Annotated in this window: 19 protein-coding genes; 5 read left to right on the top strand and 14 right to left on the bottom strand. The window is 58.6% G+C overall.

Annotated features, from left to right (window positions below; translation table 11 throughout):
• Positions 1 to 75: 75 nt before the first annotated feature.
• The 4 genes from ALQ04_RS16810 to ALQ04_RS16795 all read right to left on the bottom strand — a co-directional run bounded on the left by ALQ04_RS16810 (position 76) and on the right by ALQ04_RS16795 (position 5099).
• The gene (locus tag ALQ04_RS16810) at positions 76 to 1518 is read right to left on the bottom strand and encodes a glycosyltransferase family 39 protein (RefSeq protein ID WP_122316883.1); all 1443 of its coding nucleotides are present in this window, start codon (positions 1516 to 1518) and stop codon (positions 76 to 78) included.
• Positions 1519 to 1600: 82 nt separating this feature from the next.
• Positions 1601 to 2341 (bottom strand): SDR family oxidoreductase, encoded by a 741-nt coding sequence (locus ALQ04_RS16805; protein WP_122316882.1) that lies wholly within the window; start codon positions 2339 to 2341, stop codon positions 1601 to 1603.
• Positions 2338 to 3654 (bottom strand): FAD-binding oxidoreductase, encoded by a 1317-nt coding sequence (locus tag ALQ04_RS16800; protein WP_122316881.1) that lies wholly within the window; start codon positions 3652 to 3654, stop codon positions 2338 to 2340. The genes ALQ04_RS16805 and ALQ04_RS16800 overlap by 4 nt, the downstream gene beginning before the upstream one ends.
• The gene (locus tag ALQ04_RS16795; protein ID WP_122316880.1) at positions 3651 to 5099 is read right to left on the bottom strand and encodes a UbiA family prenyltransferase; all 1449 of its coding nucleotides are present in this window, start codon (positions 5097 to 5099) and stop codon (positions 3651 to 3653) included. The genes ALQ04_RS16800 and ALQ04_RS16795 overlap by 4 nt, the downstream gene beginning before the upstream one ends.
• Before the next feature lie 321 nt (positions 5100 to 5420).
• Here ALQ04_RS16795 and norR point away from each other — a divergent pair, with 321 nt between their 5' ends.
• The 3 genes from norR (at position 5421) to ALQ04_RS16780 (ending at position 8868) form a co-directional block, all read left to right on the top strand.
• Positions 5421 to 6971, top strand: a complete 1551-nt coding sequence (gene norR, locus ALQ04_RS16790; protein ID WP_122316879.1) for a nitric oxide reductase transcriptional regulator NorR — start codon at positions 5421 to 5423, stop codon at positions 6969 to 6971.
• Between the two features lie 124 nt (positions 6972 to 7095).
• Positions 7096 to 7320 (top strand): DUF6555 family protein, encoded by a 225-nt coding sequence (locus ALQ04_RS16785; RefSeq protein WP_122316878.1) that lies wholly within the window; start codon positions 7096 to 7098, stop codon positions 7318 to 7320.
• A gap of 93 nt (positions 7321 to 7413) precedes the next feature.
• Positions 7414 to 8868: an MFS transporter gene (locus tag ALQ04_RS16780; RefSeq protein WP_122316877.1), complete on the top strand. Its 1455-nt coding sequence runs from the start codon at positions 7414 to 7416 to the stop codon at positions 8866 to 8868.
• On the opposite strand, the gene ALQ04_RS16775 is transcribed toward ALQ04_RS16780, so the two are convergent.
• From ALQ04_RS16775 to ALQ04_RS16735, 9 genes are all read right to left on the bottom strand, one after another.
• Complete coding sequence (locus ALQ04_RS16775) at positions 8851 to 9081, bottom strand: hypothetical protein (RefSeq protein WP_122316876.1); 231 nt, start codon at positions 9079 to 9081, stop codon at positions 8851 to 8853. The genes ALQ04_RS16780 and ALQ04_RS16775 overlap by 18 nt on opposite strands.
• A gap of 130 nt (positions 9082 to 9211) precedes the next feature.
• Complete coding sequence (locus ALQ04_RS16770; RefSeq protein WP_122316875.1) at positions 9212 to 9406, bottom strand: hypothetical protein; 195 nt, start codon at positions 9404 to 9406, stop codon at positions 9212 to 9214.
• Positions 9407 to 9475: 69 nt separating this feature from the next.
• Positions 9476 to 9949, bottom strand: a complete 474-nt coding sequence (locus ALQ04_RS16765) for a DUF3828 domain-containing protein (protein ID WP_122316910.1) — start codon at positions 9947 to 9949, stop codon at positions 9476 to 9478.
• Between the two features lie 152 nt (positions 9950 to 10101).
• Positions 10102 to 11004, bottom strand: a complete 903-nt coding sequence (locus ALQ04_RS16760) for a PLP-dependent cysteine synthase family protein (protein ID WP_122316874.1) — start codon at positions 11002 to 11004, stop codon at positions 10102 to 10104.
• A gap of 200 nt (positions 11005 to 11204) precedes the next feature.
• A complete protein-coding gene (locus ALQ04_RS16755) occupies positions 11205 to 11990 on the bottom strand; it encodes an alanyl-tRNA editing protein (protein WP_122316873.1) in 786 nt (261 codons plus the stop codon).
• A 38-nt stretch (positions 11991 to 12028) separates the two neighbouring features.
• Positions 12029 to 12343 carry an AzlD domain-containing protein gene (locus ALQ04_RS16750; RefSeq protein ID WP_183142203.1) on the bottom strand — a complete coding sequence of 105 codons (315 nt, stop codon included), beginning with the start codon at positions 12341 to 12343 and terminating at the stop codon, positions 12029 to 12031.
• Positions 12343 to 13077 carry an AzlC family ABC transporter permease gene (locus tag ALQ04_RS16745; RefSeq protein WP_122316871.1) on the bottom strand — a complete coding sequence of 245 codons (735 nt, stop codon included), beginning with the start codon at positions 13075 to 13077 and terminating at the stop codon, positions 12343 to 12345. Before ALQ04_RS16745 ends, ALQ04_RS16750 begins: the two co-directional genes overlap by 1 nt.
• A gap of 10 nt (positions 13078 to 13087) precedes the next feature.
• Positions 13088 to 13933, bottom strand: coding sequence for a class I SAM-dependent methyltransferase (locus tag ALQ04_RS16740; RefSeq protein ID WP_122316870.1), 846 nt, complete (start codon positions 13931 to 13933; stop codon positions 13088 to 13090).
• Between the two features lie 103 nt (positions 13934 to 14036).
• Entirely contained in the window at positions 14037 to 14756 is a 720-nt protein-coding gene (locus ALQ04_RS16735; RefSeq protein ID WP_122316869.1) for a serine O-acetyltransferase, read from the bottom strand.
• A gap of 100 nt (positions 14757 to 14856) precedes the next feature.
• Between ALQ04_RS16735 and ALQ04_RS16730 the strand changes: the two genes are divergently transcribed.
• Positions 14857 to 15717, top strand: a complete 861-nt coding sequence (locus ALQ04_RS16730) for an AraC family transcriptional regulator (protein ID WP_122316868.1) — start codon at positions 14857 to 14859, stop codon at positions 15715 to 15717.
• Positions 15718 to 15723: 6 nt separating this feature from the next.
• On the opposite strand, the gene ALQ04_RS16725 is transcribed toward ALQ04_RS16730, so the two are convergent.
• A complete protein-coding gene (locus ALQ04_RS16725; protein ID WP_122316867.1) occupies positions 15724 to 16344 on the bottom strand; it encodes a LysE family translocator in 621 nt (206 codons plus the stop codon).
• A 127-nt stretch (positions 16345 to 16471) separates the two neighbouring features.
• On the opposite strand from ALQ04_RS16725, the gene ALQ04_RS16720 reads away from it, so the two are divergent.
• The gene (locus ALQ04_RS16720) at positions 16472 to 16954 is read left to right on the top strand and encodes an Lrp/AsnC family transcriptional regulator (RefSeq protein ID WP_122316866.1); all 483 of its coding nucleotides are present in this window, start codon (positions 16472 to 16474) and stop codon (positions 16952 to 16954) included.
• Positions 16955 to 16961 lie beyond the last annotated feature (7 nt).

Here is a 16961-nt window from a genome sequence, read left to right as displayed (position 1 = left end):
TTTTGTCTGATGGTATACCGTAATACTTTCTGTGCAAGTGTTTTTTGCCAAGAGACCTCCGGCGACAAGGGCGTATCACTTGATATGCAGCGCATATCCCGGCGTCCAGCTTTCCAGTCGATACTGCTCGGCGATCAGCGTGCAGTAGCTCAGGCGCGCCAGGTACGCACCGGCACTGTCGAGGTAGTCGTGAATGCGCGCCGGCTCGCTGCACATTGCCAGCTTGCGACCGCGCAACATGCCCAATGCCTGGGCCGAACGCAGGGCGCCCATGGGTTCCGGGTCGGCGATCAGCAATGCACCTTCGGGTACGGATGCTTGATAGGCGTGCACGAAACGCTCGGCCGAGCGATCCGGCAGATAGGGCGTCATGAAGTAATGGATATCGTCGCGAAACGGCAGTGCTTCGATATGGGCCGGCAAGCGAAGCAGGCCATTGCTGTAGAGCGCATGAACGAACAGGATTGCGATGGGCGAAGTCAATGCCGACAGCGTCAGCAAGGCATTGCCCGGTCGGATTCTGGCCAACAATGCCTGGAGCCGGATTACCCCGAGAATGCTGAAGATCGCCACGCCCGGAACAAAGAAGGCAAAGCGGTCGGTGACATTGTAGGAAGCAGCAAACAACAGGTTGAGAAATGCTGCGCTCCACAGCAGGCGCTGCCGTTTGTCCCGGGGAAAGATCAACAACCCGAACAGTTGCGGACCCAGCAATGAAAGCAACAGCAGGCCCACGGTTTTTTTCTCGTACCACATGAGGTCGAAGCGCAGCAGGCTGCCTTCCCGGTTGATCTCGGTGGCGATGGCGGACGCCCCGGTGAAGTAGCGACGGCCGATTTCCAGCAGGCTCATTGAACCTTGCAAGTCATGGGCGATGGCGGGCAAGGCGGTTGCGAATCCGACGATGAAACCAGGCAGGATCATCAGCGTTCGTAGCCGGTGGTGAGACAGCAGCTGGATATACAGCGGCAGCAGCACCACAAAGGTCAACTGGTGAGTGGCGGCGCCAAGCCCGCTCAGCAGGCCGATAAGCAACAGCTTTTTCAGTTCGCCAAGGCGTTGTTCTGTACTGAACTGCAGCCAATAGGCCAGCAGCACGAACATGGCATGCAGCAGGTAGACATCCGCCTTGGTCGAGATCCAGAACACGCAGTGGGCCAGCACGCTGACCAGCGCAGCCAGTACGGCCTGCCGCGATGTGGCCCCAACGCTTGTGGCCAGGCGATGGATGATCCAGGCCAGTGGCAGCAACAGCATCGAATTGAGCAGGCTCAGTGCCTGCTGGCCGAACAACTGGAAGAAAATGCTGGTGAAGAATTTATAGAAAGGATGCTCCACGGCTGCGAGAGACTGACTGAAATACTGGCCCTGGCTGGCATCGAACAGAAACATGCCGTTGTCCCGCCACTGGATCGGCCCGCTTGAGGCGATAAAGCTTGCGGCGATAACGGCACATAACAGCAGCAGGGGAGCGAGCGGGAAAAACGAGGCGGCGCGCTGGGCTTTTTCCGGATTCATGGAAAGCTCTCTGAGTGGTGCCGGACTGCTCCGGGAAGAGGTTACTGCTGACAGTTGAGAAGCAGGTGATGTGCATCGCCGATCAAAGATCGAGCCTTTTGAACAAGGGCTGGGGAATCGCACGAATCAGCAGCATGAGCAGCGCCCAGAAACCCGGCACGTAGAGGGTCGTTGATTTGCGCTCGATGCCGCTGACGATTCGCTCGGCAACCTGCGCCGGTTGCGCCACCAGTGCGGCAGGCAACGACAGGCCGCGCGTCATGGGGGTATCGACGAAGCCGGGCTTGATGGTCATGACATGCACGCCAGCCTTGAACAGGCGGGCCTGCAAACCTTCGCTGAAGGTCGAGACGGCGGCCTTGGCCGAACCATACAGATAGTTGGAAGGCCGACCACGGTCGCCGGCTACCGAGGAAATCACCGCCAGACTGCCGCAGCGCTGCACTTCAAACTGCCTGGCCAGCAAGGTCAGCAGGGCAATGGTCGAAGCGGCATTGGTGATGAACTCCTGAAGCATCAGGCCGACATTCTGCTCGCAGGCCTGTTGGTCGGGCAGGGTGCCGTGGGCGATCAGCGCGACATCGATCTGGCCCAGCGCGGTCAGGCAGTCGAGGAGCATTTTCGGGTGCTCGGCAAAATGCGTGGCGTCCATCTCATGCAGCGTAATGGCTTTCGCGCCCCTGGCCTTGAGGTCAGCCGCGGTGCTGTGCAGTTTTCCGCTATTGCGCGCAACCAGGAAGAAATCACAGCCTTGTACTGCCCACAGCCTGGCGCAGGCTGTGGCGATGGCAGATGTAGCACCAATGATCAGGATTCGTTTCATAGCGTCACTCGTTTCCAGAAGCGGGACATCAGAAAGGGATCGCGCAACGCTTCCAGTCGCTCCCAGGCCGGATAGGCCCGGCGGAAGTCGCTGCCGCTCATGTGGGCGTCCTTGGCCGGGTACAGTCGTCCGCCAGCGCTGTGGACGATGGCGTCCAGGCGCGGCAACAGCGAGCCGGCCAGTTCGTGGTCATGGGCAAGGTCCAGGGCCAGGGAGGTGCCGGGCATCGGAAACGACAGCAGGCCCGGCGAGGCAATGTCCCCGCAGCGCTTGAGTACCGCCAGAAACGAACCCTTGCCGTATGCCGCCACTGTTTCGAGCAGTTCGGGCACGGCGGACCGGGCATTGGTTTCGGGAATCACACATTGGTATTGCTGGAAGCCCTGGCGGCCATAGGCACGGTTCCAGTGAGCGATATGATCCAGCGGGTAGAAAAACCGCTGATAACTGCTGCGGCGTGGCGCAGGGTCTGTGCCGTGAGCATGCCAGTACAGCGAATTGAAGACTCGTACTGCGAGGCTGCCGATCAATGAAACCGGAGGCGTCAGTGGCAGGTTCAGGCTGCCTGGCGTTTCCACCTGCAACGAGCCGTAGCGGGCGTGATCGCCAAACAGATAAACCCCGCGCCCAAGCTGTTTGCCGCTGGCCAGGCAGTCGATCCAGGCCACGCTGTATTCGTGTTTGTGGTCCAGCTCATCCGAGAGCGCGAAAAACTCGGCAATGTTGGCGAAACGGATGATTCGGCTGGCGATCTGGCTGTTGCGGATCGGCATCAACTGCAGATCGGCCCAATGAATGATGCCGGTCAGTCCCAGCCCGCCGATGCTGGCGGCGAACAAGAGCGGGTTTTCCACGGCCGAGCAGGTCATGGCCTGTTCGCCGTGACGTACCAGGCCAAGGCGCAGGACATGATTGCCAAAGGTGCCGCGCAAATGATGGTTCTTGCCATGCACATCGTTGGCGATGGCGCCGCCGACCGTGACGAAGCGGGTGCCCGGCGTTACCGGCAGAAACCAGCCGTGAGGGATCGCCGCTGCAAGTATCTCGGCCAGGCTGATGCCGGCCTCGACCCGGATGAAGCCCGTCTGCCAGTCGGCGTGGATGAAACGATCCAGCGAGCGCATGTGCAGCACATGGTCGCTGCTTGCCAGGCAGCTGTCGCCATAGCTGCGGCCATTGCCGAAGGCCAGGCTGCTGCCATGGGTCATGACGATTCTGTCCAGAAGCCCGGGCAACTCGTCGCTCCAGGCACAGTCGTGGCCGTGCTGGGCGAACGGGGGATAGCCTCCCCACGAGTAGAGCGGCGCACTCATGCCGCAGCCCAGAACACCAGCAGGAACAGAAAACCGACCCCCTGGCTGATCCGGTCGTGAATGGCGAAGACCAGCGGATCCTGGTTCATCAGCCCGCGGTGAGTGAGCATCCAGATCCGGGTGATCCAGAACAGCAGCAATGGGCAGGCCAGCCAGATCAGATGCGGGCGCTGGTAAAGCACAATGGTCGCACCTTCGTGGATATACAGCGCCAGCACCATGACTGCCAGGTGCCCGGACGAAGCACCCAGCGATGCGATCATCTGCAGGTCGTCGGTGAAGTAACCGCGTACATGAAGCCTGTCCTGCTGTTCCCGGCCCTGTATTTCGCGCAATTCGGCATACCGCTTGACCAGCGCCAGGCTGAGGAACAGAAACATCGAGAATGCCAGGATCCAGAAGGTCAGCGGCAGGCCGAATACGGCGGCGCCCGCCAGGATGCGTGCGGTATAGAGCATGGCGAGTACGATGACGTCGATGACCATGTAGTGTTTCAGGCGTAACGAGTAGGCCTGGGTCAGCAGGCAGTAGGCGGCCAGTACCAGCGTGAACTGGCCGGGCAACAGCAGGGCGCCGCTGAAGGCGGCGATCAGCAGCACTGGCATTACCGCCAGCCCGGCCTTGATCGACAGGCGACCGCTGGCGAAGGGGCGCTGGCATTTGCTTCGATGCCGCCGGTCGTCATCCAGATCCAGCAAGTCATTGAACACATAGATGCTGGACGCGCAGAGGCCAAAGCAGACAAACGCCAACAGGCCGTCGAGCAGCAGAAACGGTTGTTGAAGCTGATGAGCCGCCAGCAGCGGGACGAATATCAGGACATTCTTCACCCACTGGTAAAGGCGCAGCGCCTTGCTCCAGTCCTTCAGGCTGGTGCTGTTGGAGTGGATGACCTGTTCGACATTGCCCAGGGCCTGGGCGCTGTTTTCAACGTCGGGCAGCGGATTGACCAGGATGGCTTTGCGTGAGGCTTGCCAGATGCACAGGTCGTCCCGTGAGTTGCCGATGTAATCGAAGCCGCCTTTGCCATAGTTTCTGATCAGGGCATCGCGCTTGCGTCGGGCCGAAAGGTTCAGCCTGTCATGAGACGCCCAGACCAGATCGAACAGTTGCAGATGCTGGGCGATGCGTCGGGCCAGACTGTCATGAGTGGCTGTCGCCAGAATGACGAGGCGCCCGCTGCTGCGTTCAGTCGTTATGTAGTGAATGACGGCCGGGTCATAGGGCAAGACGGAAACATCGATTCGTGTCGCCAGCGCCAGGCCTTGTTTGATAACGGATTTACCCTGCAGCAACCAACCCAGCAACCTGAACAATTGCAGCGGATGATGACGGATAAACGCCATGCCGGTTTCAAATAGCACATCCGATCGTATTAAAGTGCCATTAAGGTCCACAACTAAAGGAAGGTGGCTCTCTGGAACTCGTCCCTGAATTCCGGGCATTGATCGCCTCCATTCATCGTTGCGCGCACTATGGAGCGAAAGTGGACAATTGCCACTTCAATAAAGTTAAAGGGTAGGAGTTATATCGTCATCGTGCTGGCGTCAGAAAAGTCGACGGCTGAATACCAACATGAACATAGTTGAACTGTTTCATTGAATTTACACATGACGGCTTTCAATCAGGTGAGTTGTAAATACAAGGATTATCCGTGCCGCGATTTTCTACCGGTCATCGGCTCAAAAGGCTGTTTTGCTGGAGCATGCGATGGAGTCATAATGACCCGCTTTGCACCCGTCCAGCCGCATCGTTCAGGAGTCGTAATGCCTCATCCATTGCTGCACGCACTGGTTCCTCTGGTGGCCGACCTTTCCCGTGAGCTGCCGCAGGAAGAGCGCTACCGGCGTTTGCTGCTGGCGTTGCGGCAGATGCTGCCTTGCGATGCCGTGGCTTTGCTCAAACTGGAAGATGATGTGCTGGTTCCGCTGGCGGTCGATGGCCTGAGTCCCGACACGCTGGGGCGCCGCTTCCGGGTGCAGGAGCATCCCCGCCTGAGGATTCTGCTGGAAAGCGAGGGGCCGGTGCGCTTCTCCATGGATTGCGACCTGCCGGACCCCTATGACGGCCTGGTGGACGGGCACGGTCATCTGGAAGTGCATGATTGCCTGGGCTGCGCATTGTATTTCCAGGACAAGCCGTGGGGGCTGATAACCCTTGATTCACTGGATCCGTCCAGTTTCGGCAGTGTCGACCTGGATAACCTGCAGGCCTTCGCCGGGCTGGCTGCGGCGACGGTGATGGCCAGTGACCGGATCAGCCAGTTGGCCCGCAGCTTCGAGGACCAGCGGCAACTGGCCGAGGTCTACAAGCGCGTGGCTGGCGGACGGGCACCCCGTGAACTGATCGGCCAGAGTGCCGTGCTCAAGCGTATGCAGCAGGAAATCCAGTTGGTGGGCAGCAGCCCGCTGACCGTTCTGGTCACTGGTGAAACCGGTGTCGGCAAGGAACTGGTCGCCGAGTCGATCCATCTGCATTCTGCGAGGGCGAACAAGCCGTTGATCAGCCTCAATTGTGCGGCCTTGCCCGAAACCCTGGTGGAGAGTGAACTGTTCGGACACGTCAAGGGCGCCTTTTCCGGGGCGGTCAATGGCCGTAGCGGCAAGTTCGAGCTGGCTGACGGCGGCACGCTGTTTCTGGATGAAGTTGGCGAATTGCCGCTGCCGGTGCAGTCAAAACTGTTGCGGGTGCTGCAGAGCGGCCAGTTGCAGCGGGTCGGTTCGGACCAGGAGCATCATGTCGATGTGCGCATCATCGCCGCCACCAACCGCGATCTGGCCGAGGAAGTGCGTTCGGGGAGGTTCCGCGCCGATCTTTACCATCGGTTGAGCGTTTACCCGCTGAATGTCCCGCCGCTGCGCGAGAGAGGGCGTGATGTATTGCTGCTGGCAGGCTACTTTCTGGAGGAAAACCGCCTGCGCATGGGCTTGCGCAGCCTGCGCCTGAATGCCGAGGCCCAGAAGCTGCTGCTCGGTCATGGGTGGCCAGGCAATGTGCGAGAACTGGAACACTTGATCAGTCGTGCGGTGCTCAAGGCCATGTCGGCCCATCCTGAAAGGCCGCGTATCCTGACCATCGAAGCACCTGCACTCGGCCTGGATGATCTGTCTGCGGCAACGCCTTCGATCAGCGTGGCGGGCAGCCATCCGGTTATCGGCACCGGGCAGGGGCTCAAGGAGTCGGTGGATGCCTATCAGCGCGCATTGATCGTAGAGGCGCTGGAACGGCATCAGGGCAAATGGGTCGAGGTCGCGCGGGAGTTGGCGGTGGATCGCGCCAACTTGAGTCGCCTGGCCAGGCGTCTGGGAATTCGCTGAATACTGTAGTGTTTACAGGCTCTACTTGCTCATTGGTCGCCTGTTATTAAAAAAGACTGAATTTTTTTGCACGTAGCCATGTCCTCTATAGTCCTTAGTCACTACTTAAGAGGTATCGCCTCTAATGGCACTGCCCAAGCACTTCCGCATTGATTATTTATTAAACGGGACGTTCAAAAGCTTTTATATTCGTTCCGACCATATGGATAACGCCGAGGCCTGGCACTACGCTAGTGTCGACGCCGGATTGGCGCGTATTCCCAAGTATCGTCTGGAGAAAGTACCTCGTGTCACCAAACCCCATGCTGAACATTTTGGTATTACCAATGTTGAATGGGTAAAAACCTGAAGACTGGTTATCGGTCGTTATTGATGCCTTGGGCGGGCTGTATTCCCGCCCGGGCCCTATCGGAATTCTGATATTTCCTGAGAGCGTCTGGCCATGACCACGATTCAGCCGATTCAGCAGGGCAAGGTCTTTGAAACGGATTTGCCTGCACGTCTGGATCGGCTGCCGTGGGGGCGTTTTCATACGCTGCTGGTTGTGGCCCTGGGAATTACCTGGCTGCTCGATGGCCTGGAAGTGACCCTCGCGGGCTCGGTGGCCGGGGCTTTGAAAGACAGTCCTGTGCTGAACCTCAGCAACAGCGATATCGGCCTGGCAGGCGCGGTGTACATCGCAGGAGCCGTGCTGGGGGCGTTGTTCTTCGGTTGGCTGACCGACCGTCTCGGGCGTCGCAAGCTGTTCTTCATTACCTTGTTGCTATATGTCGGTGCCACTGCCGCCACGGCATTCTCTTTCAATCTGTGGAGTTTTCTGCTGTTTCGCTTTCTGACCGGCATGGGCATCGGCGGCGAATACACAGCGATCAACTCGACGATCCAGGAATTCACGCCCGCGCGCTATCGCGGCTGGGTGGACCTGAGCATCAACGGCACCTTCTGGCTGGGCGCAGCCCTGGGCGCTGGCGGTTCGATCCTGTTGCTGGATCCGCAATGGCTGGGTGGCGAGCTGGGCTGGCGGTTGTGCTTCGGGATTGGTGCCGTACTGGGCCTGTTTATCCTGCTGATGCGGCTATGGCTGCCGGAAAGCCCGCGCTGGCTGTTGATTCATGACCGGCCCGATGAGGCGCGGCGAATTGTCGAACGCATCGAAGCCGATCTGCGCCGGCAGGGGCATGTGCTGGTCGAGCCCGAAGGCCGTCCATTGCGCTTGCATGCCCGTGATCACACGCCATTGGGCGAAATAGCCCGCACCCTGTTGGTGACCTTTCGTCAGCGGTCACTGGTAGGGCTGACGCTGTTGACGGCCCAGGCCTTTTTCTACAACGCGATCTTTTTCACCTACGCTCTGGTACTCACCGAGTTTTATGCTGTTCCTGCCGCACAGGTCGGCTGGTATGTATTGCCTCTGGCGCTGGGCAATTTCTGCGGGCCGTTACTGCTGGGACGCCTGTTCGACGTAGTAGGGCGGCGAATCATGATCAGCCTGACCTATGCAGTTTCCGGTGTACTGCTGACCATCAGCGGTTATCTGTTCGCTGAAGGAGTGCTGGATGTCAGGCAGCAGGCGATTGCCTGGATGGTGATTTTCTTTTTCGCCTCGGCAGCCGCCAGTTCCGCCTACCTGACGGTATCGGAAACCTTTCCCCTGGAAATTCGTGCCCTGGCGATTGCCGTGTTCTATGCCTTTGGCACCGGGTTGGGCGGCATCATCGGGCCAACCCTGTTCGGGCAACTGATCGAAACCCAGGAGCGCGACAATGTGCTGATCGGCTATCTGATCGGTGCCGGCCTGATGATATTTGCCGCACTGGTGCAGGCCATCTGGGGCGCTGCAGCGGAGCGCAAGTCTCTGGAGCAGGTCGCCCGACCCTTGTCACAGGTCGGAGATTGAGGGCGCCTGGTCCATCAGCCGGACCACGCCACGCAGGTCCTGTACCGACGCCTGCAAGCCTTCGATCTTGTCGCTGACTTCCTGCATTTCGGTTGGACGAAAAGTGTGTTGCAGATACATGACATGGCCTGCCAGGTTCATTGACACACGCTCGAGGTCATCCGCTGTCCGTTGCAAATACTCCTGAATATCTTTCAGTGGCTCTATTTGCACCAGCTTCTACTCCGGCAATTGCGCACCAATGGTTGGATTGAGCTCAGCTCCGTGAGTTTCAACATACTCCTGTGTCGGCAGTAATGGCATTATGCTTTAAGTCATTTCGTCGAAAAGTTTTCCACGTTGTTCACTGCTCGTCGGATTCCGAGTACGAGTCCAGCAGTTCAGCCAGGGCCCGGGTGCGTTCCAGCCCGCGGGTGCTGGACACAATCCGCGAAACCGCTTCCAGCGCGTCCGCCTTTGCCTTGGCGCGTTCGGCATCGGTGTTATTGGGCGTGGCGGCCTGCGCTGCTTCAATAATCGATTGCTCAAAGGTGTTCATGGTTGTCGCTCGTTGAGGGCAGATGTCTTTGATAACGATAGCGGGCCGTGATTTCAAGTCACGGCTTGCTCAGTCGCCTTCGTAGGGGAAGTCCTGCAGGGTCTGGGCCAGGGATACGTCGTCCGGGCCCTGGAGATTGTCCAGTACCCAGCACTGGTTGCCAGGGTTCCTGGTCAGCAGCAGGCGTGTGCTCTGGGTGCTGCTGGCCAGCGGATAAGTCATTTCCACCACTGCCAGCTTGTCGGAGGTGGACACCAGTTTCCAGTCGCTCGGCTTGATCACTTCACCGGCCTGAGTGCCGGTCCAGGGATCGGCGCTGATTGCACACTGATCGCCTGGCTCCTGACAGCTCCAGTCCTTTTTCAGCAAGCCAAGCAACGTCTTGGACAGATATTCCGGTCCACCTTTGCCACTGACATAGAAATCATGGTGATTGGTGTAGATCCAGCGAGCCGTATCAACCGGCGTACCAGCGGGGCAGGAGGCGGCCTGGGCAGCGGTTGAAAACAGACAGATAAGCATGATCGCAAGAGATTTGGACATGGAGCGAGACTCGGCAAATGAGTGATCGATAAAAATGTAACGCTGATGACACAACATTTGGAGGCCAAGCGCAGGAAAAAGCAATGGGTCTGGCTATGGAAAAGTGGCGAAGCGGTGTCTGGTACACCGATTCGCACCTGTTTCACCCAGTGTCAGGCAACCTTGCTCATCATCGACTCCTGCAAATCCTGATACCAGAGCCCCGCATCGTAAGCGAGGGTGACGATCGTCGAGTCGGCATATTCCTTTTGCGTCATCATCTGGCGTGCCACGGCAATGCACGCCGCGGCGGTGTTGCCGACGAAGGCGCCGTTCTGCATGAAGAACCAGCGCTGTGCGGCGAGCATCTCGGCATGCTCGACATTGACGCGGCGATCGACCAGTGACCAGTCGAGAAAGGGCGGGCAGACTCCGACAGCCATGCCTTCGAGCCGGTGATCGGCGAATACGCCTTCCCGGGAGTCACAGCCCTGGGGATCGACCATGATCGTCGAGACATCGAATCCATGGTCTTTCAGACCGAGCGTGACACCGGTGAAGCTGGCGCCGGTGCCGGCGCAACCAATGAACAGCAGTTTCCTTGCAGAGCCGGCTTCTTCCAGTTGCCGGGCCAGTTCGGGGGCGGTCTGCTGCCGGTGGGCCTCGACGCCCACCGGGTTATTGAACTGGTCCGTGTAGTAGTAGGACTTGCCGAGGATTTTCTGGTTTTCCAGATGAAAGTTGACTACCTCTTTGGGCGTCATGCCATCGCGCAGCATATCCTTGCCGATTAGCTTGGCGCCGAAGCATTCCAGCAGGCTTCTCTTGGTCTGGCTGAAACCAAGGCCTACGGCCAGTTCTATGGGAATGCCATGCCTGTGACAGGCGGCGACCAGACCGAAGCCGAAGTTGCCGCCGGTCTTCTCGATGACAGTGGTCACGCCAGGAATGATTTCACCGCTGCGCAGCGCAGCATCGATGATGAAGCTGGCCGCCCTGTATTTGTGGCTGCCAGCGGGGTTGTTCATTTCCATCTTGGTGAAGAACCGTTCACCGCTCTTGATGAGTTTGCTCACTTTCTGGCTTCCTCCATGGGGTACTTCTGAATCGGTTGTCCGCTCAGTAAACCGGCAGTTATCGCTAACTATTGAAAGCCACATACAGATGGTCTTGCTTTCACTCAAACAGACAGCACACCTTTGCAACCAGGACTGCTGTGGTCAGCCGGTCCGTTGCGCAGGGATGTGCCGATATTTCTTTCAGGCTCATGAGCGGCTCATGCGCCGGGTTGGTGGTAGGGCGAGAGGTCGATCCGTGCCTCGGGGAATTCGCAGATCAGCCTTTCCTTGCCTTTGCCCAGGCGCTTGCGCCGCACATTCAGGCGGCCTATCCGCGAAGGCCGATGCAAATGGGTACCGCCGCAGGGGATCTCTATGCCCTGATAGCTCCACATGCGGGCATCTTCGAGCCCCTCGACCGAGTGGTGGGCGATGACTTCATCCAGAGCAATCAATGCATTTGCCCGGCGCTCTATCTCGATGACTTCATCGGTACTGAAGGCTTCCTCGACCAGAAAGTCGAAACGGGCGGACTCTTCCTTGATGTGGCAGCCGATGGTCCACTGCTTCAATTCCTCACGCAGACCGGTCGCGGCGGCATACAGGAAATGGCTGGCGCTGTGTGAGAGGGTCAGCTGTTCACGCCGCTTGATGTCAATCGTGATTCTGGCGTCCATTCCGGCTCTGATGTGCTCCAGCATGTAGAAGTCTTCTGGATGGACCATGTGCAGAATGATGCCGCCCAGCTTGCCGCCCTTGAAACCTTCCAGCTGGATAGGCGTGCCATAGAGCTTCTTGGTCCAGGCGAAACGCAAGGTGCCGATGGGCAGTTCTATCGTGCCCTGGTCGGCTTCCTGGCCACCGCCTTCCGGATACGCCACCGTACTGTCCAGTTCGATGGCTTCCGGGTGTACGCGAACCACCTTTGCGTTGGTGGCCATCAGGTGCTGATCCTTGTAATACAGCTTTTCGGTATTACGCAGCACTTCGTCGACCGTACTCATGCCATTCACTCCGTAAGATAAAACCTGTCGATCCATGACTAATTGATGGCGAACCACATGAGGTAGAAACCCACTCCGCCAAGCACCGTGGCAAACAGGCTTTTGGTGGCAGCGGCAATCACGGTTGCCGCCAGCGCGGCGGCAAGTGGGGCCATGACGCCGCCGTCCTGGCTGGAGTGGTTGGCGAGTTCCAGAGTGATGATCGCAACCATGATTGCGGAAGGCACAAACCCGAGCCAGTCCAGCACCACACGCGGCAGGTTCACACCGGCCAGAAAGACGATGGGCAATGCCCGCACAGCCACGGTGATGATTGCGCAGGCAATCACCGTCAGCAGAATCGAGGAACCCATCATTTACCTCCCGTGGCGGGGTGAAAGCGCATCAGGGTCGTGCACAGGGTCGCAGCGACAGCGGTTGCGACCAGCAGTGAAACGTTGACGTCGAACATCCCCAGGGTTGCCAGTACCACCGCTGCCGAGGCCACGATGGCGACGATTTCAAGGCGCTTCTGATTGCTGCCGAAGTAGTTCAGAACCACCAGGCCAATGAACATCGCGGTCAGGCTGAATACCAGCCGGTGTGAAATGTCGGCCGGAATCGACTTGGCGAAAATGGCTCCCAGCAGGTTGGCAATGATCCAGTTCACGTAGGCGACACTGTTCAGACCGAGCATCCACCAGTAAGGGATTTTTCCCTGACGGTTTGCCTGCTGGGCGGCGATGCCGAATGTCTCGTCGGTCAACAACATGCCACTGATGAATTTCTGCATGCCCGTCAGTGCAGAGAAGTAGCGCGCCAGATACGAACTCATCAGCAGGTAGCGGATATTCACCAGCAGCACGGCGAGGACGATGGCAATCGGACCGGCCCCGCTGATCCACAGCGAATAGAAAAGAAACTGTGCGGAGCCTGCGTAGAGCAGCATCGAAAGCAGCGCTACATCGGTCAATGAAAACCCCGAGATCGAGCCTATGGCGCCAGCGGCAAAACCGATGCTCCAGTAGCCGAGGATCGTCGGACCACAGGCAATGGCGCCCTCGACAAAGGCTGAGCGTTTGAATGCGAGAGTCTCTGACATGGACATGGATGGGCCTCTAGCTTTTCACGGCTGATATGACATAGGCGGCCATGGGCAGTGCGAAGCCATCGGGCGTCGACCAGTTTGAGCGGATGCTGTCCGTCATGCTCCGGTCGATCTCCTGCAAAACCGCTTCCGGCTGCTCGCGCAAACGCGCACCAGAACGTACCGAACCAATCAATTCCGACTGGAACAGCTCGCTGGGGCTTTTCATCAGCCATGTGTACTGGGTCAGTTGCCGTGAGACGGAAGTGGCTTCAAAACCAGCGCGTTCCAGCAGTCTTGCCAGAGAGTCGAAATCGTCGAGTTCGTGATAGGCCGGCCCGGCCGGGACGGGCGACACGCCGCCAGCATGCTGATCCAGTGCCTGGTTGAGCACTTCGCCGGCTTTATTGAGCTGATCGGGCGCCCAGAGTGTGAAAGCCCAGGTGCCGTTCTTGCGCAGTACCCGTGCAACTTCCGAGAATGCCCGTTCAGGGTTGGAGAAGTGCTGTACGCCAAAGTTGGAAAAGACGCTGTCGAAGTAACCTTGCTCAAAGGGCAGGGCATGAACATCGCCAAATTCAAAATGAATGGACGGATGCAACTGGCGCGCATGCTCCAGCATCGACTCCGAGAAATCCACGCCCACCACGGATGCGCCAGCGTTGGCCGCAAGGGCTGCCGCATAGCCGGGCCCGGTAGCGACATCCAGTGCCCTGGCGCCGGGAAACAGACAGGCGATATCCAGCAGCGGCACAGCGAAGGGGCTGGTGGTATGGCCCCAGGCCTGGTGATAGGTGTCGGCGACTTTTTCCCAGCCATCGTATTCAAACTGCTCGAAGGCCGTTCTTGTTTCATTACCGGTGATCTTGGAGTTCATTCAGTATTCCCGAGGTGCGGATTTCTTTACGGCAAGCTTCATTCATTGCCTGTTGAGCGGGCAACAGGATGCGTTGGCCGCAGGGTTTTCAGACGAGCGTGAATCACGCTCTGCCGACCCCCAGCAACGTTTCGGCACGACTCTTTATATTCGGGCGCTCACGCCGCAGATAAACGTGCCGCTGGGCTGCTATGTCTTCGGTGATTGTCACGTCCGAGCCAATGATCACATCGTCACCAATATGGACCGGTCCAAGGATCTTGGCGTTGGCAGCGATCTGTACCCGGTGGCCGATGGTCGGATGGCGCTTGCCGTCCGGAGCGTCACCTATGCTGCGGCCACCAAGGATGATGCCGTTGAGCAGATAGGCATCGTCGCCGATCTCTACGGTCTGGCCGATCACGGTGCCGTAGCCATGGTCGATCACAAAGCGCTCGCCCAGCCGCGCTTCGGGATGAATATCGATACCGGTCATGCTGCGTGCCACAAAGCTGAGTTTCATGGCGGCAATCACCTGGGCCATCGGTGCATTTCCGGCAGCAATGAGCGAGTGGGCGACGCGATAACAGAGCACTGCAAAAAAGGCCGAGTGCATGGACAGATGGCACTCCAGCGGTTTGAAACGTGAGGCCGGATCACGTGTGCATTGTGCGATCAGGTCTTCGTTGGCCTGTTCAATGATGGATGCCGCAAGCGCCTCTCGCTCCGTATCGGAAAGTTCAAGTTCGCACAATTGCACGGCAATCGACGCAAGCTTGAGAAGTTGTGCCCTGTAGCCGGAATCTTCCTGATGGAATAATGTAAGGCGTTTATCTGGTTCCATGATATTCAAGCGCCTTGTCCTCCGCTTACCCGATGAGTTTTAGGTAAGCTACGCAGGCCGACAACTCTCGTATTGGATAATCCTGCGCATGTGCACATCAATGAATCCGTCATCGCATGATCATGCCAAGCCGGTCTCGGAAGAGATCCTGCTGTGGCGCGACAGCGACCTGGGTGATGGCATGGAAATGCTTCGCGCAGTCTGCTGTTCACACCGCTATTCGGCGCACTCCCACGACGAGTTCGTGATTGCGGCTTTCGAGCGAGGCGCACAGCGTCACTGCATTGCGCGGCACAACGGTGTCGCGGTGCCTGGAACGGTCATGATCATCCATCCCGGTGAAGTTCATACCGGAGAAGCGGCAGAAGAAGCCGGGTTGTGGGCCTACCGGGCGTTCTATCCCAGTGCGCAGATCATGGGCCAGGTTGCCGAAGATGTTTTTGGCGCGCCGGTCAGCGAACTCGACTTCGGGCGCGAGGCGCTCCGGGAAAACCTCACTCTGGCGCGACAGTTGACCCGGGCGCACAGCATCATCGAAACATCGCCCGATCCGCTGGAGCGTCAGGCCGCATTCATCGACATGCTGGCACTGCTGATAAAGCGCTATGGCCAGTCGATAAACGGTACGGTGTTGCGCGAACAGCCACCCGCCGATGTGCGTCGTGCGCAGGACTTGATCCAGTCCTGCTTTGGCGAGCGGCTGACCATTTCCCAGGTTGCGGAGGCTGTCGGCCTGAGTGAATACCACTTCATGCGCTCCTTCCGGAAAAAGACCGGGATGACCGTACATGCCTACATCACTCAGACCCGCCTGCGGGCAGCAAAGGACCTTCTCGCGCAAGGCGTGACTCCGGCGCAGACTGCCATCAACGTCGGTTTTTTCGACCAGAGCCACTTCACCAACCGTTTCCGCGGAAACTTTGGCGTGACACCCAAGCGCTATGCCGAAGCGTGCCGCTGATCGTATTCAGCGCACCAGCATCGATGCCGCTGCCATCACCATGATCGCTGCCGCGCCACGAAACAGCCGCTGTTGAGCGCGCTGGCCCGACAACAGGTGGCGGATGCGCACCGCGGCAACAATGAACAGTGCGCCGACAGCCAGCAACACCAGAACGGTCAGCGGTACCAGAACCAGCGCCCAGGTCTGTAGCGAGACAGCTTCCAGGTTGATTGCCAGTGGCAAGAGCGCCAGATAGAAAGCGATGGTCTTGGGGTTGCTCAGGGTGATGGTCAGCCCGGAAACGGCTGCTGAAAACAGCTCTTTCCTCTGGGCGGCCTGGCCGGGTGCGATAGTCTGGTGATCGGCGAACCAGAACTGCCAGGCCAGATAGCAGAGGTACAGTGCTGCGCCCCAGCGTACTACCTGAAACAGCGCGTTGAAGTACTCGGCGATGAGTGCCAGGCCAAAGACTGCAAAGGACAGGTAGGTCAAATCGCCGAGGATCAATCCCGACAGTACGCAAAAGCCCGAAAGCGTACCGCCACTGACGCTGCGCGCGACCAGTGCCGCCATTCCGGGGCCGGGTATGGCGGCGGCAATGCCCAGAGCCGCCGAATAGGTCAGTACTTGTGTCATATCCAGCATGTCGCTCTCCTGAAGTGATTGGCGGAAAAATGCTACGCCGTTCAGTCAGGTAAAGTCGGTCTGTTTTGGTTGCCAATACAGCCTGAAAGGGTAAAAACTACCCGCTTGATATTATTGGGTGGAATTTATGACCGATCAGGCGCTGTCTTTGACGGATGTCAAAATTCTTGCGGCCTTGCAGCAGGATGGCAGGATCACCAATCAGACTCTGGCCGACCATATCGGCATGTCTGCCTCTCCCTGCTGGCGCCGGGTAAGGCAACTGGAGGAGCACCGCTATGTCCTGAGTTACCGGGCAGTGCTGGACCGACGCAAGATCGGCCTGGGCGTGATGGTGTTCATACGGATCAGCATCGACAGCCACAGCGAGGCGCAAGCGAAGAAGTTCGAGCAGGAAGTCATGCAACTGGAGGATGTGGTGGCGTGCTACAGCATTGGCGGTGATGCGGACTTTCTGTTGCAGGTGGTGGCCCGTGATCTGGATTCGTTTGCCGACTTTGCCATGACCACCATTCGCCGCCTGCCCGGCATCAAGGAAATGCAGAGCATGTTCGTGCTCAAGGAAATCAAGCCTTTCGTATCCTTTCCGGTCAAAGGCACTTATGCCTGAGGGCATG

Source organism: Pseudomonas cichorii (assembly GCF_003700275.1).
Lineage (GTDB): Bacteria > Pseudomonadota > Gammaproteobacteria > Pseudomonadales > Pseudomonadaceae > Aquipseudomonas > Aquipseudomonas cichorii_B.
This window is presented reverse-complemented; position numbering and strand designations above follow the sequence as displayed.